The sequence below is a fragment of the Bittarella massiliensis (ex Durand et al. 2017) genome (assembly GCF_001486165.1).
Taxonomy (GTDB): domain Bacteria; phylum Bacillota; class Clostridia; order Oscillospirales; family Ruminococcaceae; genus Bittarella; species Bittarella massiliensis.
On the sequence record NZ_LN908976.1, the window covers coordinates 382,155 to 404,497 of the forward strand.

At 63.7% G+C, this 22,343-nt stretch carries 19 protein-coding genes; 7 read left to right on the forward strand and 12 right to left on the reverse strand.

What is annotated here, in order from left to right; all coding sequences use genetic code 11:
• Positions 1 to 246 precede the first annotated feature (246 nt).
• Positions 247 to 435 carry a hypothetical protein gene (locus tag BN3266_RS05375; RefSeq protein WP_059004333.1) on the reverse strand — a complete coding sequence of 63 codons (189 nt, stop codon included), beginning with the start codon at positions 433 to 435 and terminating at the stop codon, positions 247 to 249.
• Positions 436 to 642: 207 nt separating this feature from the next.
• Between BN3266_RS05375 and BN3266_RS05380 the strand changes: the two genes are divergently transcribed.
• Positions 643 to 924 (forward strand): hypothetical protein, encoded by a 282-nt coding sequence (locus BN3266_RS05380; RefSeq protein ID WP_059004334.1) that lies wholly within the window; start codon positions 643 to 645, stop codon positions 922 to 924.
• A 221-nt stretch (positions 925 to 1,145) separates the two neighbouring features.
• Here BN3266_RS05380 and BN3266_RS05385 read toward each other — a convergent pair whose 3' ends face one another.
• The 3 genes from BN3266_RS05385 to yfbR are packed head-to-tail and all read right to left on the reverse strand — an operon-like array spanning position 1,146 to position 3,043.
• Complete coding sequence (locus tag BN3266_RS05385; protein WP_059004335.1) at positions 1,146 to 1,940, reverse strand: class I SAM-dependent methyltransferase; 795 nt, start codon at positions 1,938 to 1,940, stop codon at positions 1,146 to 1,148.
• A 31-nt stretch (positions 1,941 to 1,971) separates the two neighbouring features.
• Complete coding sequence (locus BN3266_RS05390) at positions 1,972 to 2,448, reverse strand: VOC family protein (protein ID WP_059004577.1); 477 nt, start codon at positions 2,446 to 2,448, stop codon at positions 1,972 to 1,974.
• 10 nt (positions 2,449 to 2,458) lie between these two features.
• A complete protein-coding gene (gene yfbR, locus BN3266_RS05395; protein ID WP_059004336.1) occupies positions 2,459 to 3,043 on the reverse strand; it encodes a 5'-deoxynucleotidase in 585 nt (194 codons plus the stop codon).
• Positions 3,044 to 3,312: 269 nt separating this feature from the next.
• Here yfbR and BN3266_RS05400 point away from each other — a divergent pair, with 269 nt between their 5' ends.
• Both BN3266_RS05400 and BN3266_RS05405 read left to right on the forward strand, forming a co-directional pair.
• Entirely contained in the window at positions 3,313 to 5,823 is a 2,511-nt protein-coding gene (locus BN3266_RS05400) for a YfhO family protein (RefSeq protein ID WP_242861738.1), read from the forward strand.
• A 3-nt stretch (positions 5,824 to 5,826) separates the two neighbouring features.
• The gene (locus tag BN3266_RS05405) at positions 5,827 to 7,350 is read left to right on the forward strand and encodes a phosphohexomutase domain-containing protein (protein WP_059004338.1); all 1,524 of its coding nucleotides are present in this window, start codon (positions 5,827 to 5,829) and stop codon (positions 7,348 to 7,350) included.
• Positions 7,351 to 7,411: 61 nt separating this feature from the next.
• On the opposite strand, the gene BN3266_RS05410 is transcribed toward BN3266_RS05405, so the two are convergent.
• The gene (locus BN3266_RS05410; RefSeq protein WP_059004339.1) at positions 7,412 to 8,593 is read right to left on the reverse strand and encodes an adenosylhomocysteinase; all 1,182 of its coding nucleotides are present in this window, start codon (positions 8,591 to 8,593) and stop codon (positions 7,412 to 7,414) included.
• Between the two features lie 129 nt (positions 8,594 to 8,722).
• On the opposite strand from BN3266_RS05410, the gene BN3266_RS05415 reads away from it, so the two are divergent.
• The 3 genes from BN3266_RS05415 to BN3266_RS05425 are packed head-to-tail and all read left to right on the forward strand — an operon-like array spanning position 8,723 to position 11,534.
• Positions 8,723 to 9,160, forward strand: a complete 438-nt coding sequence (locus tag BN3266_RS05415; RefSeq protein ID WP_059004340.1) for a GNAT family N-acetyltransferase — start codon at positions 8,723 to 8,725, stop codon at positions 9,158 to 9,160.
• Between the two features lie 42 nt (positions 9,161 to 9,202).
• The gene (locus BN3266_RS05420) at positions 9,203 to 10,834 is read left to right on the forward strand and encodes a restriction endonuclease (RefSeq protein WP_195891606.1); all 1,632 of its coding nucleotides are present in this window, start codon (positions 9,203 to 9,205) and stop codon (positions 10,832 to 10,834) included.
• A gap of 25 nt (positions 10,835 to 10,859) precedes the next feature.
• A complete protein-coding gene (locus BN3266_RS05425; RefSeq protein ID WP_059004342.1) occupies positions 10,860 to 11,534 on the forward strand; it encodes a Crp/Fnr family transcriptional regulator in 675 nt (224 codons plus the stop codon).
• Between the two features lie 75 nt (positions 11,535 to 11,609).
• Here BN3266_RS05425 and BN3266_RS05430 read toward each other — a convergent pair whose 3' ends face one another.
• The 7 genes from BN3266_RS05430 to BN3266_RS05455 all read right to left on the reverse strand — a co-directional run bounded on the left by BN3266_RS05430 (position 11,610) and on the right by BN3266_RS05455 (position 18,375).
• Positions 11,610 to 12,455, reverse strand: coding sequence for an ABC transporter substrate-binding protein (locus tag BN3266_RS05430; protein ID WP_059004343.1), 846 nt, complete (start codon positions 12,453 to 12,455; stop codon positions 11,610 to 11,612).
• A complete protein-coding gene (locus BN3266_RS05435) occupies positions 12,448 to 13,614 on the reverse strand; it encodes a P-loop NTPase family protein (protein ID WP_059004344.1) in 1,167 nt (388 codons plus the stop codon). The genes BN3266_RS05430 and BN3266_RS05435 overlap by 8 nt, the downstream gene beginning before the upstream one ends.
• Before the next feature lie 472 nt (positions 13,615 to 14,086).
• Positions 14,087 to 14,731, reverse strand: coding sequence for an HAD family hydrolase (locus BN3266_RS05440; protein ID WP_154668988.1), 645 nt, complete (start codon positions 14,729 to 14,731; stop codon positions 14,087 to 14,089).
• On the reverse strand, positions 14,722 to 15,372 hold the full coding sequence (gene thiE, locus BN3266_RS05445; protein ID WP_242861720.1) for a thiamine phosphate synthase: 651 nt from the start codon (positions 15,370 to 15,372) through the stop codon (positions 14,722 to 14,724). Before thiE ends, BN3266_RS05440 begins: the two co-directional genes overlap by 10 nt.
• Positions 15,347 to 16,189 (reverse strand): hydroxyethylthiazole kinase, encoded by an 843-nt coding sequence (thiM, locus tag BN3266_RS05450; RefSeq protein ID WP_059004347.1) that lies wholly within the window; start codon positions 16,187 to 16,189, stop codon positions 15,347 to 15,349. The genes thiE and thiM overlap by 26 nt, the downstream gene beginning before the upstream one ends.
• 120 nt (positions 16,190 to 16,309) lie before the next feature.
• A complete protein-coding gene (locus tag BN3266_RS13780) occupies positions 16,310 to 16,567 on the reverse strand; it encodes a hypothetical protein (protein WP_154668989.1) in 258 nt (85 codons plus the stop codon).
• 614 nt (positions 16,568 to 17,181) lie between these two features.
• Entirely contained in the window at positions 17,182 to 18,375 is a 1,194-nt protein-coding gene (locus tag BN3266_RS05455) for an RNA polymerase sigma factor (protein ID WP_082671671.1), read from the reverse strand.
• A gap of 636 nt (positions 18,376 to 19,011) precedes the next feature.
• On the opposite strand from BN3266_RS05455, the gene BN3266_RS05465 reads away from it, so the two are divergent.
• Positions 19,012 to 22,329, forward strand: a complete 3,318-nt coding sequence (locus BN3266_RS05465; protein ID WP_059004350.1) for a hypothetical protein — start codon at positions 19,012 to 19,014, stop codon at positions 22,327 to 22,329.
• Positions 22,330 to 22,343: the final 14 nt, after the last annotated feature.

The following is a 22,343-nucleotide window of genomic DNA, read 5'->3' on the forward strand; positions in this document are numbered from 1 at the left end:
TTAAGCGTCCGTTTTCTGCGCTGCACTCAAAAAGATGTTCTATCGGAGAAGGGTTTGGAGGCAAACTGTCTGTTATGCCCCCAAACCCTTCTCCTATTTACTATTAAACGCATCTGCTTGAACCTGTCTGGATACCCCTTCCGCCAATCCCCACAGACGCTGGACGAAGACCGCCTCCCCCGCACCATGGCCCGCGGCGGGCGGTGTCTGGCAGTCTGTCACGCCCTCCCCTGTCAGCCGGCACCCCTACGAAAAACCGCGGCAGTCCGCAGAGTGCTTGACCTCCATATTGTCGAGGGAGTAGCGGCAGCACTGGGAGACCAGTTCGTTGACCGAAATGTCGTTTTTTGAAGCACACTTTGCCAGCTCGTCCACCAGTTCTTTTTTCAGTCGGAAGGTCTTACTGACGTACTCCTCTTTTCTCACTTCAAACACCGCAACCTCCTTTCTTGCAAATTGCGTTGTGAGACGACCTGCACCCTTCCCCTAAAAACTTCAATTTAGGGCCAAGAATAATTTTCGCTTTCTCCACACAATTCCAGCTTCCCTGTCTCGCGTTACCCACTTTTGTTTCATTTTAACAGAAAGCAGGGATACAAGCGGTTGCAAAAGTGAGACAAGCCAAAATAAAGGTGGATCTGCATGGAACGGTCAGAAACAATTTACCTGCTGTTGACAGGGCAGATACGCCCCAACGAATGTCCAGAAGGCAAAGTCGCGCAAGATGAATTTGCCTATTTTCGCTCTTGCGGCACGCTGGAGCGAGAAATCGGAGACGCCAGAAGCAAGCTGGAAGAGCGCTTTGGAATTGAAAATGAAGACGAAGACATGATGACCATCGTGCGCAGCTGCGAATGGATGCAAGAACTCCTCGCCAAAAAATGTATTTTTACGCCCGCTATTTTGCCCTGCAAGAATTTTTAAAAGAACAACTTTGGTAAACAAAAGGGAACTGCGCCGAATCGGTGCAGTTCCCTTTCATTTGACAGATAAAATGACCACATCGGCGGCTTCCCCCGCCAACTCCAACAGATGTGGGGGCGTCCCCCGCGGCGACCCCTCCCGCCAATTTCTCGGGCCGCCCCCTTCTTCACCGGGCAGCGAGCCCGGGGCGAAAGTGCGCGCCGCCCGTCTTTTGGCCGGGGCTACCCCCTCTTGCAGACCAGCAGGGCGTGGTTGCTCATCCCGGTGCAGGACTCGCTGTTCGCCATGCTGTCCAGCAGCGGTCTCATCCGCTCGAACTTTTCATCGTCCATGGCCTCGACGGCGCTCATGGTCACAAAAAAATCGGTGCCGAGGTTTTTCACCTTCTCGAAGCCGTATCTCCGGGCGACCGCCTCGATCTCCTCGGGCATGGTGTAGAAAAACAGGTCGGGGTTCAGGTCGTCCCTGCTCTGCTCCAGCAAAAACGCGTTTGCCCGCTCGTTGGGGTAGCGCTCTCTGAGCTGGTCGTGCACGCAGCCGCCCGCATAGACGCCGACCCGGCTGATGTAGGCAAAGGCGGCCACCCCGCCCCGCCTGCAGATCCGCCTGCACTCGGAAAACACCAGTTCCCGCTCGTCCGGGGGCAGGTGGTACAGGGGGCCGAGGCAGAGGACGACGTCGAAGGCGCCGCCCGAAATCTCCCGCAGACAGGTGGCGTCCCCCAGCTGCGCCCGCACGTTTGCAAGCCCCCTCTTGGCCGCCTTTTCCCGGAGCGCCGCGACGTGTTCCGGGACCAGGTCCACCCCCAGGTACTCCCGGCACCGGTCGGCGAAGTGCAGGGCGTAGTAGCCGGTGCCACAGCCCAGCTCAACCACCGACGCGTCCTTGCCGACATACCCGTCCAGGTGGCGCTTGGTGTAGTAAAATTCCAGCCCGGCGTACCGAGACTGGGTGGCACGGCCCTCCTCCTCGCCGCCCCGGTACTTCTCCCGGATCCGGCCCTCGTTCCTCGCCATCTTTCCTCTCCCCTTCCCTGTGCGGGGCGCTCTACCCGAACGCCTTCTGCGCGGCGGCCTCCTCCACAAATTCCAGCGGGTGCTGGATGAGGGCCGCCACCTCCTGTGCGCTGTGGCCCGCAGCCAGGTAGCGCCGGGCAATCACCCCCATGTCCTCCCCCACCTCGATCAGGTGGCCGTCCGGGTCGTAGAGGCGCACCACCCGCTGTTTCCACTCCTGCTCCTTTGGCGGACCGGCCAGCTCGACCCCGCCGTACCCCTCCATCCGGGCGAGGAAGGCGTCGAAATCGTCCACCTCGAAGTAGAGCTCCATATTGTGGCTGCGCGAGGCCACCGACGCCGGTTCCAGCCCGGTCAGCCAGGCAAAGTCCTCCTGCACGGCAAAGCCGCCGTCAAAGGTGACGTTCTTGCCCAGATCCAGGCTCACCTTCTGCCCGAAAAGGGCCCCGTAAAAGGCCTTCGAGCGCTCCACGTCCTGCACCGCCAACAGCGGCAGCCGGTATTTGATCTCCATTTCTCTACCCCTCCATCTCGTCCAGGCTGCGGTAGTAGCCCGGCATCAGCTTTTCCAAAAAATAGTCCACCTCGGGCAGGCGCATCTGCCGCAGGTCCCTCTCCTGGGCGGCCTTGGCCGCCCCGAACTCGGTGTTGCCGCTCTTTTCCTCCTCGATGCACTTGGCCAGGGCCGACAGCTTGTCCGCCGCCTTTACCAACTGCTCCACCTCCGGGTCGGCAAAGGGCTCAAAGTAGCGGGCAAAGTCGTGGCGCAGCTCTTCGGGCAGCATCCCCAGCAGCCGCTCGTCGGCAATGCGCTCCACCTGTTTGTAGGCCCCCCGGATCTCGTCGCTGTAATATTTGACCGGGGTGGGCAGGTCGCCGGTGATGATCTCACTGGCGTCGTGGTAGATGGCGCAGAGGGCCAACTGCCCCAGGTCCACCCGTCCGCCGTAGAGGCGGTTGCGCACCGCCCCCAGCCCGTGGGCGATCATCGCCACCTCCAGGGCGTGTTCCGACAGGTTTTCGGTGCGGTTGTTGCGCATCAGCCCCCAGCGGGCAATGTATTTCATCCGGGAGACCATCCCGTAAAAGTTGTACTCTGCCATTCCAAACCATCCTTCCCAAAATCGGCCGCCGGTTTTTCACAGGTTGCACAAAGCGGCCCAAAAGGCCCAAATCCGACGGAAAAATGTGCTATAATGGCCGCAAGCGGTTGTCGCCCGCCCCGGGCGGCCGCCCTTTGGCGGCGGTATCTGGCCGCAGGGCAGGGAGCAGACGGCGTTTGCACCTGCCCGGCCCTCGCCCTCGCCCTCCCCCGCACGCACAGCCGTTTTGCGGCCATTATACCATGAAAGAGAGAAAGCAGGAAGTGAGCATGCAGCCAACCTCCCCCCTCGCCGGCAATGCCGCCGGCCAGAAAGAGCGCACCGCGGCGGTCTTTTTTCTCTGCTGCCTGATGGCGGCCCTTTTTTTGCTGCCCTTTGTGGTGGCCGACGGAGGGGTCTTCCTCTACTTTGGCGACTACAACGTGCAGGAGATCCCCTTTTACCAGCGCGTCCACCAGTTGGTGCGCAGCGGCCGCTGGTTCTGGGACCTGGGCACCGACTTGGGGGTCAATTTCATCGGCTCATACAGCTTTTACATGCTGGGCAGCCCCTTCTTCTGGCTGATGCTCCCCTTCCCCACCAGCTGGGTGCCCTACCTGATGGCCCCCATGTTCTGCCTCAAATTCGGGGTCTGCGGTCTCACCGCCTACGTCTACCTGCGCCGGTTTGTGCAAAACCGCGACTACGCCATGCTGGGGGCCGTCCTCTACGCCTTCTCCGGCTTCACCGTCTACAACATCTTCTTCAACCACTTTGTGGACGTGGTGGCCATCTTCCCCCTCCTCCTCATCGGGCTGGAGCGGTATGTGGTCGACGGCAAAAAGGGCGGCTTCGCCATCGCCGTGGCCCTGAACATGATGCTCAACTACTTCTTCTTTGTGGGGCAGGCGGTCTTTTTGCTCCTCTACTTCCTCTGCCGCCTGCCCTGCCGGGAATTCCGCGTCACCCCCCGGGTCTTCTTCGGCCTCGCCTTTGAGACCGTTCTCGGCTGCATGGGGGGGCTGGTCCTCTTTTTGCCGGGCATCCTCGCCGTCCTCGGCAACCCGCGGGTGGACAACTTCCTCTTTGGCCAAAACCTGCTGTTTTACGGCGAGACCCAGCGCTACGGCGGGCTGCTCTCCTCCCTCTTCTTCATGCCGGAAGTCCCCTCCCGGCCCAACTTCTTCCCCCAGGAGTGGGCCAAGTGGTCCTCCATGTCGGCCTGGCTGCCCCTCTTTTCCCTCACCGCCCTCATCGCCTACTTTCGCACCGTCAAAAAGAGCTTTGTCAAGCGGGCCCTCGTCGTCTGCGCCGTGATGGCGGCCGTCCCCATCCTCAACAGCGCCTTTTACGCCTTCAACAACTCCTACTACGCCCGCTGGTTTTACATGCCCATCCTCCTGATGTGCCTGGGCTCGGTCAAGGCGCTGGAACTGCCGGGGGTCTCCTTTCGCAAGCCCGCGATCGCCACCGGGGTGGCCATCGGCTGCTTTGCCCTCATCGGCCTGGTGCCGGCCAAAAAGTCGGGCAAGATCGTCCTCGGGGCCGAGGCGGACACCCTTCGCTTCTGGGTCTGGATCGCCTTTTCGGCGGCCTGCCTGGCCCTTTTCTGCCTGCTCCTGCGCCGCCGGCGGGAGCACCCCCTCTTCTTCCGCGCCACCCTGGCCTGCCTCTGCGCGGTGAGCGTGGCCTACTCCCTGGTCTATCTCAGCTGGGGGCGCAAGTACTCCTACGGCAGCGACTACATGCGAAACACCGCCCTCGCCGGCGGGGCGGGCATCGTCCAGCAGGACGACAGCGGCTTTTACCGCAGCGACTACTACAGCGCCATGGACAATTTGGGGATGTTCTGGCAGACCAACACCATCCAGTGCTTTCACACGGTGGTGCCGGTCTCCCTCATCGAGTTTTACGAGTACCTGGGCGTCACCCGGGACGTTCACTCCAACCCGCCCATCGAGCAGTACGCCCTGCGAAACCTCCTCTCGGTCAAATACCTCTACGACGACCAGAGCTTTGCCCAGTCCGCCCCCATCGGGCAGCTGCCGGGCTACCTCTCGCTGGGGCGGCGGGGCGACTTTGAGGTGTACCAAAACCAAAATTACCTTCCCATGGGCTTTGCCTACTCCCAGTACATGACCCAGTCCCAGTGCGACGCCCTGGCCCAGTCCATCCGCTCCCGGGCCATGCTCCAGGCCGTCCTGCTGGACGAGGAGGGGATCAACGAGAACCAGGACCTGCTCTCCCCCGCGCCGGACATGCTGAACGCCGAGCTGGAGAGCTACAACCTGAAAGCCGACTGCGACGCCCTGCGCGCCCAGTCCGCCTACGCCTTTGAGGAGACCCGGACCGGCTTTCTATCCCGCACCGACCTGGCGCGGGAATCCCTGGTCTTTTACAGCGTCCCCTACGACAAGGGGTTCACCGCCACCGCCAACGGCAAACCGGTAAAAATCTACCGGGCCAACGCCGGTTTCATGGCGGTGCGGGTCCCGGCGGGGGAGTGCGAGATCGTCTTTTCCTACGACCCGCCCGGCCTCACGGTGGGGAAATGGGCCTTTGTGGGTTTTGCGGGCATCTACCTGCTCTACCTCCCCCTCTGCCTGCGCTCGGCCCGCCGCCCCGGCCCCCCCGGCGGGCGCGCTGAAGGGCGCTTCAAAAAATGGCCCCTTTTTTTGGCGGAAAGGGCAATTGAAAAGACCGGGCAAACCGGCTATGATGAAAGGTACAAAATGGGAGGGAATCTATTTCCCCCGCCAATGGACACAGACAAATTCGCGATGCGATATGAGGAGGCCTGACAGATGGGCGATTACAGAGCACTGCAAAATGGAAGCGACATCCGCGGCGTTGCGTTGGAGGGGGTCGCCGGCGAGCCGGTGAACCTCACCGAGCAGGCCGCCCGGGAACTGGCGGCCGCCTTCGCCCTCTGGCTGTCCCAGAAGACCGGCAAGCCCCTGTCCCAACTCACCGTCTCGGTGGGGCGGGACTCCCGCCTCTCCGGCCCGGCCCTGCTGGCGGCCGCCGCCGAAGGGCTGCAGGGCGCCGGGGTATCGGTGGTCGACTGCCAGATGGCCTCGACCCCGGCCATGTTCATGTCCACCGTCCTGCCCGGCCACGGGTACGACGGGGCCATCATGATCACCGCCAGCCACCTGCCCTACAACCGCAACGGGCTCAAATTCTTCACCAGAGAGGGCGGATTGGAGCACGAGGACATCGAGGCCCTGACCGAGCTGGCCCTGGGCGAACTGCCCAGCGGGCAGAGCGCCCCTGTGCGCCAGGCCGACCTGATTTCCGACTACGCCCTGCACCTGGTGAAGAAGATCCGCGAAGGGATCGACGACCCCGACCACTACAACCAGCCCCTGCAGGGCTTTAAGATCGCGGTGGACGCGGGCAACGGCGCGGGCGGCTTCTTCGCCCAGAAGGTGCTCTGCCCCCTGGGGGCCGACGTCTCCGCCTCCCGCTACCTCGACCCGGACGGCCGCTTCCCCAACCACGTGCCCAACCCCGAGGACCCGGCCGCCATGCAGTCCATCATCGAGGCGGTGAAGGAGGGGGGCTGTGACCTGGGCCTCATCTTCGACACCGACGTGGACCGGGCCGGCGCGGTGGACCGAAACGGCAAGGAGATCAACCGCAACCGGCTCATCGCCCTGCTCTCCTGCATCGTGCTGGAGGACTGCCCCGGCGGCACCATCGTCACCGACTCGGTCACCTCCAGCCACCTGGGCGCCTTTATCGAGGAGCTGGGCGGGGTGCACCACCGCTTCAAGCGAGGCTACAAAAACGTCATCAATGAGTCCATCCGCCTAGCGAAGGAGGGGGTCCCCTCCCCCCTGGCCATCGAGACTTCGGGCCACGGCGCCCTCAAGGAAAACTACTACCTGGACGACGGCGCCTACCTCTGCGCCAAGATCCTCATCAAGGCCGCCACCCTGCGGCAGGTGGGCAAGACCATCGACACCCTGCTGGCCGACCTGCAGGAACCGGCCGAGGCGGTCGAGCTCCGCTTCAAAATCAAGGTGCCCGACTTTGCCGCCTACGGCAAGCAGGTGCTGGCCGACCTGGAAAGTTATGTCGACGCCCAGCCCGGCTGGGAAAAGGCCCCCCAGAACCACGAGGGCATCCGGGTCAGCTTCTCCGACGAGGGGGAGCGGGGCTGGTTCTTGCTGCGGATGTCCCTGCACGACCCCATCCTGCCCCTGAACATCGAGAGCGACGACTGCGGCGGGGCCAAAAAAATCGCCGAGAAGGTCTACGGCTTCATCCAGCGCTACGACCAACTGGACATTCAGCCCCTGAAAACCTATCTGGGCCTCTGACGCGCAAAAAAAGAGAGAGCGGCCGCCAACCGGGCGGTGGCTCTCTCTTTTTTTCATTGCCCTACTGGGGCCAGCTCTCCAGGCAGAGGCGGCAGGCCTCCCGGTCCACCGAGGGGGGCAGGGGCTGGATGCCCGGCCGGGCCCGACCGGCCAAAATCTCCTCCAGGCTCAACAGCTGCAGGGCGTACCCCAGGTCCATCACCTCCAGGGGGTTGCCGGCCCCCGCCGCCAGGTTGATGGGGTTGGCGCTCTGCAGCAGGTAGGCGCTTCTGTCGGCAAAGCAAAACTGCTCGATCTCGCCGGGCAGCCGCCGGACCTCCCGGGCAGTGGCCCGCAATCCCTCCACGTCGATTTCCATGTTGTAGTGGCCGGCATTGCAGAGGACCGCCCCGTCCCGCAGCAGGGGCAGGTGGCGGGGCCCCAGCACGTCGAAGCGGCCGGTGACGGTGACCACCAGTTCCGCCCGGGGCAGCAGCTCCTCCAGCGCGCCGGTGCGATGCCCCTCCACCCGGGCCTTGAGCAGCCGCACCGGGTCGGTGTCCCAGACCATGGTCTGGGCCCCCAGGGCCCGCAGCCGCTGGGTGATCCCCGCGCCGCAGTAGCCGTAGCCCACCACCAGCACCGGCTTGCCCCCCAGCAGCATCGAGGTGGCCCGCAAGATCCCGTCCACCACCGACTGGCCGACCCCGGCCTCGTTTTCGATGAGCCGCTTCACCGGCGAGTCGTCGATCACCAGCAGGGGGAAGTCGGGGGCGATCCCCTCCCGCTCCAAAATCAGCCGCCCCGAGCGGGTCTCCTCGATCCCCCCCAGGGGCCGCCAAGCGGGGGCCTCCCGCGCAAACTGTTGCAGGATGCCCGCGCCGTTGTCCATCAACAGGTCATAGGGCCCCTCGGCCAGGGCGGCGCGGAGGTTTTGCCGCAGGTCCTCCAGCCGGTCGCCCCGGCCGGCGAGCACCGTCACCCCCGGCAGACCGGCCAGGTAGGCGGCCGTCCCCGGTTTGGTGGAACCCAGGTTCCCCACAAAGACGATCCGCTCGGCCCCGCCCCGCAGCAGCACTTCGGTGCGCACCGCGGCCTTGGGCTCACAGTGCATGCAGATGAGGAGGGAGCGCCCCGCAAAGGGCTTCTCCCGCCCGTAGCGCTCGCCGAACTGGCGGAGCACCGGCATCTTGGCCCGCCGCCAGGCGACTTCCGCCTCCCCCTGGGGCGCCAGGGCCCGGTCGTCGATTTTGGATCGCAGCATCTCTTCGTCCTCCTTCGCATTTCTCTCTCCATCATACTCCCTCCCCCGCCGGGCCGTTAGGACAAAGGTCACACTTTCTCTTTTTCCTCCTTGGGGGTATAATGGGGGCACAGAAAGGGGCGATCTGCCGTGACCCTGCGAGAAGCTGCCGCCGGCGATTTGGATTCGCTGTTGCACCTCTATCTCCACCTGCACGAGACCGCCCTCCCCCCGGAGGGGGAAGGGCTGCGCGCCGCCTGGCGGCAACTGTTGGACGACCCCGGCTGCCACCTGATCATAGCCGAGGAGGAGGGGTGTATCCTCGCCTCCTGCACCTGCTACCTCCTCCCCAACCTGACCCGGGGCGCCCGGCCCTTTGCCCTGGTGGAAAACGTGGTCACCCACCCCGCCCACCGCCGGCGAGGCTGCGCCACAGCCTGCCTGCGCCGGGCAGAGGAGATTGCCCGCCGGGCGGGCTGCTACAAAATCATGCTGATGAGCGGCGCCAAGGACGAGGGCACCCTTTCCTTCTACCGCAAGGCGGGCTTTGACAGCGGGGAGAAAACTGCTTTTATTCGGCGGTTCTAAATTATTTTCTATCTGTATATTTCTCAAATGGGGGAATATCTAATGACTTCTCATCCTGGACTTGAGCTCCTCTACCTGATTGGTCGCGCAGATTCCGAAACTGAAAGAGCCGTTGCGGAATGGGTAGACACCACTCGACACACCATCTGTGAATTTTTAGAAAGGGTGGATGACTTTCAGGCGGAACACCGCGATGAGTTGATGAATGGAGAGATGGTGGAAGTTTTCTGTGCCCTCGGCAAGAGGCAAGAGGTAGAGTGCTGCCAAGAAACAGTTCGACAATCTATCAGAAACTACCTTGATAAATTGATTGCCACAGAGGGCAAAGTCCCATTTCTCCCCCCTGTAGAGCAAGGAGCTCCGCCAGCGCAAATTCTCGCCCAGCTCTTCCTCGACCACCTAGCAGATGAAGCATTTCTCCACATTCCCTGTAGCAGTTGCCTCTGCCTAGAGCAGGTGCATCTGGTTTCCTTCTCCTCCGGCGAAGATCGACAGTCCCACGCCGACGCCCTCCCTCTCCTCTGGTCCGCTCAGGAAAATCCCTTTTTTCTGGGCAAACAGTTGGTCACCCGCTCATTTCTCCTCGGGGACCTTCACGGTCGTCGAGTCATCGCCCATCAATTTGATGAGACCATTCCCTACCTCATCCTGGAGGGCGGTGTCAAGTTGTATCTGGATAGTCAGATTCCCTATATCAGAGAACGGGTAGGAATCCGAGACATCGATCTTCTTAGCCCCAGTGACATTGACAGCATCGTATCTAACCCCATTTATCACTTTGGACTGGCTTTCGTGCCCCATCCCCTATTCGATGACTGGCATAAGGTACTGATCTACGCCCTCGCCATTCGTTCTGAGCAATGGAGTATCCAGACAATCCGGGCAATCTACAGCGATTTTATAGACTTTATCCAACAAGCTGTCTGCGATACTCTGCCTGCCGAGGTGATGTTCCCAGGGAAAGAAGAACTGTTTTATCAAACATTGCTCGTGCAGATAGAAAATATGCGCGCTTTTTTGAAGGGAGAAGAGGAGCAAGTAATCTCAAAAGATCTACTCCTCCTGCTACAGACAAGGTATATCTATCTAGATGTTTTGTATCCAGTAATTGAGAAGAGCTGCCCCGAGTTCCACACCGCTGCCCATCTCCCCCACCCCTTTTGCCGTGAAAAGCTGTGGGAGATTGCACAAGAGATTGACAGCCCAGACGCCAACCGCAAGGGAATCGCCTGGGAGAACACAGCCCAATACATTCTAAACTGTATCCCCGGCCTCTTGCAGACTGGCAAGAGATTGATAACAGGCCGAGAGGAAATCGATCTCTGTTACTGCAACACCTCTACTGATCAGTGCCTCTGGCAGCTAGGAGCTCTGATTTTGGTCGAGTGCAAAAGCTGGAAAGGCCCGGTGGGAATTCCCGTCATTCGGCAGCTGGCCCATATCATGTCTGCAAAGGGACTCACAGCCGCACTGCTGTTTTCCAAAAACGGAATTACAAAAAAAGCCGAGCAAGAAATTTTTCAGCAGGCCCTAAAAGGGCAAAACATCTATCTCTTCACTTGGGGTGAATTGATGCAACTGCAAACCACACGAGATGTTTATGACCTGCTCCTCGCCAAAATTGACACACTGACTGACAGCATCAGCGACGACATCGCACTGCTGGGCGCATAGAGCGCCGGCACAAAAAGGAGGGATCATGTTGTCTGCCACCGCCGCCCAGCTCTACGACGAGTGCGGACTGCAGCGCTATTTTTCCGCCGACCTGCGCCCCCTCTTCACCCTCCGCCCCTTTCCCAAGGGGGCCCATCTCTGCCAGAAGGGGGCGCCGTTTTCCACCTTTTACTACTTTGTGAAGGGCCGCACCCAGGTCTATACCCCGCTGGAGAACGGCGCCCTCCTCCTGCAGGGGTACTACACCCGGCCCCGGTGGATCGGGGACGCCGAGATCCTCCTCTGCGACACCTATTTCTCCAGCGTGCAGGCCCTCGCCCCCTCCCTCTGTCTGGGCGCGCCGCGGGAAGCGGTCCTCCGCGCAGTCGAGGGGGACGCCCGCTTCTACCGCGCCATCGGCCAGGACCTGGCGCGGATGGTCCGCCGCAACGGGGGGAACACCGCCATCAACCTCTCCTACCCCCTCAAGGCCCGGGTCTGCGCCTATCTGGGGTATGAGGCCCGCCAGCAGGGCAGCCTGTTGGTGCAGGTCAACCTATCGGCGGCCACCGCCCTGCTGGGGGCCAGCTACCGCCATCTGCAGCGCTGTCTGCGCCAGCTGGAAGAGGCGGGCGCCCTCCGCCGGGAGCGGGGGCGCATCCTCCTGCTGGACACCGCCCTCTTTGCCCCCATCGAGGGGGGCGGCTACGAGTACGCTTGACCCTGCCCCCATCCCACCCGCCAAAAAGAGCGCCGGACAGAAACCTGTCCGGCGCTCTTTTCACAAAAAACAAGGTCAGTTTGCCCCGCCAAACACCTGGGGGTATTGGGCGGTGACGGCGGGGATCAGCTGCAAAAACAGGGCTGAACTGCACCGCTCAAAGGGGGCCATCTGCAAAAAGACCACCCGCCCCTCCTGCACGCAGGCCATCTCGGCAAAGCCCGGCAGCCGCTGCAGCTCCTCCAGCGTCAGGGCGTCGGTGCAAAAGAGCACCTCCGGCTCGGCCATCCCCTCCAGGGTGGCATACCCTTCCGCGGCCGCGGCGGTGTTCTCCCCCAGCAGCCGTCCGAAGAGGTCGGCTTCCAGCGTCCCCGTCCCCGCCAGGTAGCCCCGCGGGTCGCAGAGCACCGCAAAGCTGGGGCGGTCCGCATCGCCGATTTTTTCATTCAGGGCGGCCACCCAGCTCTCCGCGTCCGCGGCGAAGAGGCGACCTTCCTCCGCCCGTTCGCCGGCAAAACAGGCGGCGATGTCCCGGTAAAAGCCGGACAGCCCCTCCAGGGTGGTGGGGGCGGCAAGCACCACCACCGGGCAGTTCACGGTCCCCTCGGGCAGGGGCTGGGTGCTCAGCACCAGGTCGGCCTTCAGCTCGGCAAGGGCCGCCCCGTCGGGGAGGAGGGCGGTCCCCACCGGCTGGGCGTCCTCCAGCCCGGGGAGCTGGCTGCCGTCGCAGACCCCGGCGATCTGCCCGCCGTAGCCCATCCCCACGGCCGCCTCCGCCAGGTGCTCTGAGAGCACCGCCACCCGCTTCGGCGCGCCAGAGATCGTCACCCCCTGCACCGTCGCCGGGAACCCCTTTTTGCCGCAGCCGGCCAGCAGCAGGGCGGCCGCCAGCAGCAGGGCCAGCCCTCGCCGCCTAGCCATCCGCCTCCACCAGCAGGGTGCCCAGCAGCCGCTGGGCGGACTGGGGGGTGAAGGCCGTCTGCTTGAGCTCCCACTCCAGCGCCCGGCGCTTGAGTTCGTCCCGGGGCATCTCCAGCCCCCGCAGGGGGGCCAGCTTGTAGAGCAGCTCCAAATACTCCAACTGGGTCAATTTCTGCAGGGGGAGCACCCGCTCAAAGACGATGCCCGCATCGGCCAGCCCCTCGGCACTCACCGCGGTGGCCGCCAGCGAGACGTTCTCCGGCAGCGAGCCCACCTGGGTAAAGTAGTGGGCGATGGCGCGCAGCTGGGCGTCGGTGATGTCGTCGCAGAGCACCAAAAACCGGGCGGGCATCTCCCCCAGCGCCGCAAAGAGGGACTCCACATCCTCCCCCCGACACCAGACCAGCCGGGTGCCCTGGGCGCACTCAAACCAGCAGGTCTTGGCCAGGGTGGTCTTGCCCGCGCCCTCCTCCCCGGTGATGAGCAGCCGGGGCATCGCCCCCTGGGGCGCCAGGGAGAAGAGGGCCTGCCCCTTTTCATAGCACCCGTCCAGCCCGGCCAGGGTCTCCCGGCGGCTGGGGCCCGACTGGGGCTGGGGCACCAACTCCCCCTCCTCGGTGTAGCAAAACACCGGGCACTGGGCCGCAAAGCCGCAGCCGTTTTCCCGGTAGTGCTCGGCCAGGCGGACCAGCTCGTCCCCCCAGTCGCCCTCGGCCCGGTATTTTTTGTGTCCCTCGGTCCACTCGGGCAGCACGTCGATGACCCGCTCCCTGTCGCCGTAGGCCGAGAAGAGGAGCACCTTCAGCTCCTTGGCGGAGGCCTTAGAGAGGGCGCAGAGCATGCTCAAATCGTTCTTGGCCGCCTGCCGCAGGTGGGACGGGGTGGCCAAAAAGCCCTCTCTGGCGCAGAGGGCGGAGAAGGGGTTTTCGTCCCGCAGCGCCCGGCCGAAGAGGTAGTCGGGCAGCGAGCCCTGGCCGTCCCCCTCGCAGAGGGCGCGGTAGAAGCCGCACCAGGCCCGGCAGACCTGGTCAAAGTCCCCCCCGAAGAGGGAGCAGAGGCGCTCCAGCTCCCGCAGGGCCGGGCTCTCGGCGGTCTCCCGGTAGAGGGAGATGGACTGGATGTAGAGGTGGAGGGATTCAAAGCGGTTGAGTTTGCTCATGTAGGCGGCTTCCTTTTCGTCTTTATTTTCTTTTATTCTACCGGGTTTGCCCCCCACCGTCAACCAAAGGGCCCATTCCGGCCCCCCCCGTGACGAGGCGGGGAACACCGCCTGTCCCGGGGCAGCGAGAGAAAGAGGCTCTCTCCCCCTGACAAAGCCTCCCCTGCCTCCCCTTGCGCGGGGGCCCGGCCAAAGGGAGTTTTTTCCGCCGCCCCCGGTTGCCGTCCTCCCCTGTCTTTCCCTGTCTGCCTCTGTCCACCCTCGCCCGTCTTTTCCCCCACGCACCGCCCTTCCACGTGGCTGTCTTTTGCGGGGAGACGGGGGCAAGGCACGGCGGCACGGCAGCGCCCCGCCCGTTTTCGGCCGCGACCAGGGGCTTTGCCGGCAGTCGCACGCGTCAAAAAGCGCGCCCCCTCCCCTGTTGGAGACAGCGCGCTTCACACCGCACAGGCGGTGTCCTCTTTATTGACAGTTACAGCAGTTCCCGGTAGTCCGCAATCGTCCGGTCGGCGACACAGACCGTCCCCTCGCCGCCGGTCACCGCCACCGTGCGGCAGCCCGCGGCCCTGGCGGCGGCCAGGGCGTGGGGGGCATCCTCAAAGACCCAGGTCTCCTCCGGCGCCGCGCCCAGGCGGGCGGCCGCCGACGCATAGAAATCCGGGGTCTCCTTGTTGCAGCCGGCCTCGGTGCAGCTGTGCACAAAGGCAAAGTAGCCGCGCAGGCCCAACTCGTCCAGCACCGCTTCGGCGGTTTCCCGCTCCACCGCGGTGGCCAGGCAGCAGGGCACCCCCGCCGCAGCCAGGGACTGCAGGTATGCCTCCGCCCCCGGCAGGATCACCGAACGGCCCCGCTCGCGCACCGCCGTCCGGTAGCGGCGGGCGACAATCCCGTCGATCTGGCGCAAGATCTCCTCCGGGGGATAGGGCACCCCCAGCTCCCGGGAAAACCAGGCGGCCGACTGCTCGAGACTCATGGCTGTCAGCCGCTCGTTCAGGTCCCTCGGCACCGGGAGCCCCTGCTCCACCAGGTAGCGCTCCCCCACCCCCGACCACACGTCCATGGTCCAGAGCAGGGTGCCGTCCAGATCAAAGGCCGCGGCCTTGGGCGTCACTTCCACAGCCGGCGGGTCAGCTCGTCGAGCTCTCTGGTGGCGGCCAGCACGTCGTCCTGGGCGAAGATGGCCGAGACCACCGCCGCGCCGTCCACCCCGCTTGCCCCCAGTTCCAGCAGGTTTTCCGGGTGGATGCCGCCGATGGCCACCACCGGGATGGAGACACTCTCGCAGAGGGCCTTCATCTCCTCCATGGACATGGTGCCGTCGATCTGCTTGGTGGTGGTGAAGAAGGCCGCGCCGGTACCCAGGTAGTCGGCCCCCTGCGCCTCTGCCTCGCGGGCCTGGGCGATGGTCTTGGTCGAGACCCCGATGATCTTGTCCGGGCCCAGGATCTTGCGCGCCAGGTCACAGGGCAGGTCGGTCTGGCCGATGTGCACCCCGTCGGCGTCCACCGCCTGGGCAATGGTCAGGTTGTCGTCGATCACCAGCGGCACCCCGTAGCGGTCGGTCACGGCCTTGACCTCTCTTGCCACCTGCAAAAACTCCCGGTCGCCGGCCTCCTTCTCCCGCAGCTGCACAAAGGTGGCGCCGCCCTTGAGGCAGTCCTCCACCATCTGTCCCAGGGTGCGCCCCCGCAGCCAAGCCCGGTCGGTCACGGCGTACAGCCGCATGGCGCTTCTAATCTGCTCTCTCGAAAATTTCAATGTCCTCTCCTCCGTCCAGTTCCCCGCCGGTCAGGCAGGCCAATTCGTCCATGAGCAGCACCCGGTAGCTGCCGGTGCCCTCCCGTCCCGTCTCCTCCAGCAGCCGCCGGTGCGCCCGGGCGCCGCACAGCCCCATGGCACAGACGGCGGCCGCCGCAGCCTCCAGCGGCTGCTGGGGCGAAGCCGCCAGAAAGGCGCCGGTGACGGCGGTGAGCATGCAGCCGGTGCCGGTGACCCGGGCCATCAGGGGGTGGCCGCCGCGGATGGCAAAGGTCCGCGCCCCGTCGCTCACAAAGTCCACCTCGCCGGTGACCGCCACCACTGTCTGCGCGCGGCGGGCAAGGGCCCCGATTTGGGCCGCCCGCTCCCGCAGGGAGGCGCTGGCGGCCAGGTCCTCCGGCGCCGCGTCCACTCCCCGGGTCCCGCCGCCCTCGCCCAGCAGGGCCCGCAGTTCCGACAGGTTGCAGCGGATGGACGCCAGCGGCAGCTCCTTCCAAAGGCCGCGGGCCGTCTCGGTGCGCAGGCGGGATGCCCCCGCCCCCACCGGGTCCAAAACCACCGGGATGCCCCGGCGGGCCGCCTCCCGCCCCGCCCCATAAAAGGCGTTTAAGTTCTGCCGGCGCAGGGTGCCGATGTTGAGCACCACCCCCCCGGCCAGGGCGGCGATCTCCGCCACCTCGTCGGGGTCGTCTGCCATGATGGGGCTGCCCCCCACCGCCAACAGGGCGTTGGCGCAGTCGTTCATGGTGACGGTATTGGTGATGCAGTGGATGAGCGGCCCCTGCTCCCGCAGGGCGTTTAAATACTGTCCCAGCAAAAAGATCGCTCCCTCTCCGCACAATTTTGGGTACAAAAAAAGAGGATGCACCCGACTGAATGCACCCCTGCGCCCCCCTGTTGAGGCGGCGCTCTTTTCCCTACGTTGGCATGATCCAAATCAGGTTGAAACCGGTCGACACGATGGCGACGGGTAGTCGCCATCGTGTCCCCATTTGTTTTTGAAAACAAAAGTTTTCAATTTTGCCCGTTGGGCAAAACCTACAAATGGCACGATAACAACCGTCCTCTGCTTCTCACCTTGGCCCCTGCTTCCGTGAGACGGGTAGTCGCCATCGTGTCCCCATTTGTTTTTGAAAACAAAAGTTTTCAATTTTGCCCGTTGGGCAAAACCTACAAATGGCACAATAACAACCATCCTCTGCTTCTCACCTCGGCCCCTGCTTCCGTGAGACGAGTAGTCGCCACCGTGTCCCCATCTGACTTTCGAGGTGCAAAACACCTCGATTTTGCCCGTTGGGCAAAACCGCCAGATGGCACGATAACAACCGTCCTCTGCTTCTCACCTTGGCCCTGCTTCCGTGAGACGGGTAGTCGTCAGCGTGTCCCCATCTGACCTTCGAGGTGTAAAACACCTCGATTTTGCCCGTTGGGCAAAACCGCCAGATGGCACGGTAACAACCGTCCTCTGCTTCTCACCTTGGCCCCTGCTTTCGTGAGATGAATAGTCGCCATCGTGTCCCCATCTGACCTTCGAGGTGTAAAACACCTCGATTTTGCCCGTTGGGCAAAACCATCAGATGGCACGATAACAACCATCCTCTGCTTCTCACCTTGGCCCCTGCTTCCGTGAGACGAGTCGTCGCCAGCGGATGCCCACCGGCTTTCAAAAAACTCTTTTGAAAGCCGGACGACGCGCGCGGCGACCGCTCTCTTTTCGCCAGTGTCCTCTCAGCCCGTTTGCGGACTCCCGGACGTATTCTCTTTTTCTCTCCAAAGTCTATCACAGCCCTGGGGCGATTGCAACCCCACTCACCGCACTTCCAGCGGCCCCTGACTCCGGTTGCCCGCCAGGTCCCAGGCCTCCAGCTGATACCGGCCCGGCGGCAAAGCGTAGAGGATCTCCCCCGCCTGCCGGTCCAGCTGCCGGCGGGGCATCTCCTCCCCATCCTCCCGGCACAGCCGCACCCGCTCCCAGTCGACCCCGGCGCCGCTGTCGTCCAGCCGGACCAAAATCAGGCCGTCCCGCTCCTCACAGGCGGCGAGGGTCGGGCCCTCCTCGTCGATTCCCGTCACTGCCAGCTCCCGCGCTTCCCGGCGAAACCCCCAGTCCACCTGCAGGGTGTACAGGCCGTTTCTCTCCACCCGCGCCAAGAGTTTGCCCCCGTCCAGCGCGACCGGGACTTCGCCCTCCGCCCCGACAAGGCGAACGCTCTTCGGCGCGCCCTCTATGCGCGCCTCTATCTGGGCCGTCTGCCACCCCTCGACCAGCCAACCGGCATCGGCGATGTGCGGCAGCAGCTGTCCCCCCGCCAGCAGGGTAACGACAAAGACCGCCCCCACCCCCGCGAGAGCGGCGGCTCGGCCCATCTGCAGCGGTTTGGAGCGCTCTCCGCCTGTCCTCAGCCGCGTCCCCCGGCGCAGGCAGAGACCGAGCGGGACCAGTGCCGGGAGCTGCCCCTTCAACCTCTCTCGCAGGGCCTTTTTGGCGGCCGCCAGATCCCGGCGCAGCGTCGCCTCTGATATCCCCAGCGCCTCCGCCGTCTCCCGGGAGGACATCCGCTGCAAATACCGCATTGTCACCGCCGCCCGCTGGCGCGCCGGCAGCTCCCCCAGCGCCCGCTGCAGGGCGGCGTTTTCCTCTTTCGCCTGGTAGGCTTCCTCCACCTGCCCGGCGGACGAGACATCCATCAGCCCCTCTCCCAACTCGCTCTGCCGGTGGCTGCGGCGCTGCTGTTCCCGCCGGATGTTCTGACAGACAAAGTAGGTAGTTTTGTTGAGAAAAGCCACCGCCCCCCGCGGATTTTTCAGTTCCGGCAGCTTGAAAAGCAGGGTCGCATAGACCTCCTGCACCGCTTCGGCCGCCAGGTCCTCATCCTGTAGGTAGGTCAGGGCCTGATAGCGCTGCGCCTGGACCGTCTCCCGGTAAAACTGCGCAAAGGCCTCCCGGTCCCCACCGGCTGCGCGCTGCAACAGCTCTGCCAGCTCCCTGTACGTCAACTCCACCCGGCTTTCCCCCCTGTCTGCAAAAGGCAGATTTTACTCTGCACGCCCCATTTCCACTTCTCGAGAAACAAATTCTCATCTTTTTTCAAAAAAGGTGAGCGCTTTTTCCAACTTTCAACACATTTTATTTGTATGGGTCATTCCGCCACCGTCAACTGTTCCCCAAAAAGGCGGCGAGCAGAGCGACAGGCGGCACCAGTCGGCCTTCCCGGTCGCCGGACGGCCGCCTGTCACCCGGCCGCCCGCCCCTTGAAAAGAAAGGGGCGCTGCGGCGATCGCCGCAATTTGCCGTACCCGACGGCCACTTTAAGCCCCAGGTCGGGCGCGGCCGGGCCGCCTGATTGGACAGTTGGAAGGAAGGGGGATGGGAACTCCCCTGCAAATACGGCCGCCCCGGCAGTGGGGATGCCGTCCGTTTTGGACCGGTCGACTTCCACCATTTCCCATGCTTCCAAATCTTGTCGTTGTCTGTCGAAAAGTGTACACTACTTTTAAACGAAAAACAACGCATTTTAGAGGATGGCAGAAAATAACGCTATTGACCCCGTCGGATCCGTCCATCTTTCAACAGGCGAAACCCGCCTGATACAAACTTAAAGCGGGGGCATTTATGCCCTCAATGAGGGGGAGAACAAAGTGAAATACGCCAAAAAGGCAAAGCGGCGTCTGGCCGCACTCGTCCTGGCCGTGACATTGACGGCGGGTCTGCTGTGCAATCTTTTGCTGGGGGTCGGGGCGGAAGAGGACAGCAGCTTTGTGGGCAGCTTTGACCTGCAGGATATCTTTTCTGCCAGTGATGCACAATACATTCCGCTGGAGATGAACAAAAACGACCTGTTCTTCAGCGACCCGGTGGGGCATCCCGAACAGAATGTGGTCGTCGCGCATTCGCCCTCCTACATGGCCCAACTGACTTTGGTAAACAGCAAGCGGAAAATCTCGCTGAAGGCCAATTGGGAGATGAGCTGCAAATTCACCATGAAAGGCAGCCCCAATTCGACGGAGACCATCTTCAAATACTCGATCAACGGCCTTGTGGACAACAGTCAACTGCTGATTGCAGCGGAATTTATAAACGGCAGCCCGGATTTGACACTGCGCTTTCGCAAGTGGAGCAACAGCAGCAGCACCATTGTGGCAACGTATGAGTCAAAGGTGGTCCCCGCAGCCAAAGTAGTGGACAACACCTCCCTGGTCCTTGCCTACGACGCAACGGCGGGGGTCCTCTCCTGCACCTACGGCGACACGACCATCTCCTTAAAGAAAGAGGACTGCGATGTGTTGCAGCAGGACAGCTCCTCCCTTCGGCTCTGTGGGCAGACGACCTGGCTGAAGACCTCGCCGGTCCCCGACACCCTGGTGCGCGCCACCTTTGAAGCGCTCAAGTACACCAAATACACCCCTCAATTCGTGGAGACCACCATCCTCAACGACAGCGGTCAGCCCATGAGCGAGGAGGAGAAAAAACAGGTGCGGGACGGGGACATCGTCACCGTGCAGGCCAAGGTGAACAACACCTTTGTCGGCGGAGACCCGGTGCCGGTCCACCTCAAGCTCGCCGACAGCGCCGACTACCCCACCGCCATGCTCAACTTCGACAGCAGCACCTGGGGCGCCGGGGAGGCGCAGAAGGTGACGGTGGACGGGGTCGTGGTGCCGGACGTCAACATCACCGGGAACGGCATCCCCCTCTACTGCAAGCCGGGGGGAACGGTGGTCACCTACCGGGCCAAGGTGGCAAACCCCAACGGCAAGGCCGTGACGGTGGGGCAGATGATAGAGGACGACTTCTTCCTCTCCAAACAGTACTCCAAAACAGAATTGGCGCCGGCTTTCCCCCTGGTGCCCTACGACCCGGAGAAACCGGCGGAGGAGCAGGGCGAGGCGGGGAAGGACTACCACTATACCCGCACCCCGGCCAATGAAAACGGCTGGAACGCCGGCCCGGTGGAGATCACCTTCTATCCCGACCAGTTCAACCAATTCCTCATCAAAGAGGGGGAGGCGGTCACCGCCACCCTCGACCAAGTCAACCGCAAGACCAGTTACAGCCAGGAGACCGGGGGGACCCAGACGGCCTATCAGGCCAAAAACACCGTGACGGGGGAGCTGTCTACCACGGTGGAGGACGCGGTGAAGATCGACGCCACCGCCCCCACCCTCACCGCCTCGGGGAAGGCCCTCACCCTGTCGGACAACCTCTCGGGCGTCTGGAAGGTGGAGCGGTATGACGCCAAGGCGGCTAGGTGGGTAAGCGCGAAGACCTTCTCCCTCACCGATGGCAACGGCGTCGCCAGCCAGACGTTTGCCGCCAGCCAAAACGGCAAGTACCGGGCGGTGGACGCGGCGGGAAATGCCTCCCCCGCCTTGGCGGTCACCGTCAACGACCCGCCCTCGGTCGACCCCAGCGACCCCGATGTCACCCCCTCCGAGCCGGAGAAGACCACCGATGAAAACGGCCTGGTCCACACCGTTATCCGCGACAGCATGCAGGAGGTCATCGACCGGGAGGCCCCCCTCTACGGCGGCCGCTTCACGGTGGAGGACGCCAAGGACCTCTTTGACGGCCGCTACGGCTTTTCCTCCAACGTGCCGGAAAGCAACGACCTCACCTATGCCTACACCATCGCCCAGGGGGGCAAGGACGTCACCGGGGAAGGGGTGGACACCACCCAGCCCGGCGCCTTCACCGTCACCTGCCTGGTCACCGATGCCGAAGGCAACACCACCACAGTGGTCCTCACCGATACTCTCATCGACCGGGAGGCCCCGCCCACAGTGGACTGGGGGGAGGACCCCGCCCCGCCGGTAGGCCCCTCCTTTGACCCCCTGAAGCCCCTCCCCAAGCCGACCGTCAAGGATGACCCGGAGACCGGGAAGAAGCACGCCCACCTCTACGACAGCATCACCGAGGTGGTGGGCACGCCCCCCGCCTACGGCGGCAAGTTGACCGCCCAGGTGGCGGCAGAGATCCTCTCCGGGCGCTACCAGTTCGGCAGCGCCCAGGGGGACGGGGTGTTGACCTACGGCCCGGTCACCGTGACGGTGGAGGGGCAGGCAGGCAGCCTCGACACCGCCAAACCCGGCAGCTGTGTCATCTCCCAAACCGTCACCGACAGCCAAGGGAACCAAACCACCGTCCACCTCACCTACACCTTTGTGGGCCAGGGGGCCCCGCCGGTGGTGGAGTACGACCCCAGCGACCCCACGGTGGAGCCGGGGAGCCGCCCCGACGCCCCGGAGGTGGTGGAGGACTGGCAGAACGGCACCAAGTACGCCACCGTAAAGGACCGGCTGGTGCAGGTGGTCTCCGACCCACCCCTGTCGGGCGGCTGGCTGGACGAGGGAGAAATCCGCGACTTGATTGCCGGCCGATATAAGTTCACCTCGGCCCAGCCGGACGGGGCCCTCAAGGAGATCCGCTTCGCCGTGATCCAAAACGGGAAGGCGGTGGAGGGGATCGACACCACCCAGCCCGGGGAATACGTCATCGCCTACACCCTGGAGGACTCCTCCGGCAACCGCACCTCTCTCTTCTTGCAGTACAGTCTCCGCCGGCTGGAGGTGGACGGCGCCCTTGACGGCGACGGAGACGGCGGCGGTGGCAGCACCGGCCACGGGGGACTCCCCAACACGGGCGATTTCTCCGGCGGGTGGTTGGGCGACCAGGACGGCAGCCCTGTGGGGAACTGCTCCATCCACTGGCTGGCCCTGCTGGCAGCCCTGGCGGTCACCGGCTACACCCTCGTCCGCCGCAGTTGGCAGCGCGCCCAAGGGGAGATAAAGATGCGGTGGTTTGACCTGCTCGTCCATCTCCTGGCGGCCGGGTCAGCAGCCCTCCTCGTTCTGTTGGCGGACTGCCCGCTGGACCACCTCGCCATCTTCGCTTTGATGGCAGCCGTTTTGGCGGGGGTCTTCGCCCTCTCCCCGCGGCCCTACCGGCGCCGCCACTAAGCTCTGATCCCCCT

What these genes read in the sequence shown, in the direction of transcription:
- BN3266_RS05420 (WP_195891606.1), top strand. Translation starts at nt 9,203, where the DNA reads ATGACTTCTCATCCTGGACTTGAGCTCCTCTACCTGATTGGTCGCGCA.
- BN3266_RS05410 (WP_059004339.1), bottom strand. Translation starts at nt 8,593, where the DNA reads ATGCTGCGATCCAAAATCGACGACCGGGCCCTGGCGCCCCAGGGGGAG.
- BN3266_RS05400 (WP_242861738.1), top strand. Translation starts at nt 3,313, where the DNA reads ATGCAGCCAACCTCCCCCCTCGCCGGCAATGCCGCCGGCCAGAAAGAG.
- yfbR (WP_059004336.1), bottom strand. Translation starts at nt 3,043, where the DNA reads ATGGCAGAGTACAACTTTTACGGGATGGTCTCCCGGATGAAATACATT.
- BN3266_RS05405 (WP_059004338.1), top strand. Translation starts at nt 5,827, where the DNA reads ATGGGCGATTACAGAGCACTGCAAAATGGAAGCGACATCCGCGGCGTT.
- BN3266_RS05380 (WP_059004334.1), top strand. Translation starts at nt 643, where the DNA reads ATGGAACGGTCAGAAACAATTTACCTGCTGTTGACAGGGCAGATACGC.
- BN3266_RS05435 (WP_059004344.1), bottom strand. Translation starts at nt 13,614, where the DNA reads ATGAGCAAACTCAACCGCTTTGAATCCCTCCACCTCTACATCCAGTCC.
- BN3266_RS05430 (WP_059004343.1), bottom strand. Translation starts at nt 12,455, where the DNA reads ATGGCTAGGCGGCGAGGGCTGGCCCTGCTGCTGGCGGCCGCCCTGCTG.
- BN3266_RS05425 (WP_059004342.1), top strand. Translation starts at nt 10,860, where the DNA reads ATGTTGTCTGCCACCGCCGCCCAGCTCTACGACGAGTGCGGACTGCAG.
- BN3266_RS05385 (WP_059004335.1), bottom strand. Translation starts at nt 1,940, where the DNA reads ATGGCGAGGAACGAGGGCCGGATCCGGGAGAAGTACCGGGGCGGCGAG.
- BN3266_RS13780 (WP_154668989.1), bottom strand. Translation starts at nt 16,567, where the DNA reads ATGGTTGTTATTGTGCCATTTGTAGGTTTTGCCCAACGGGCAAAATTG.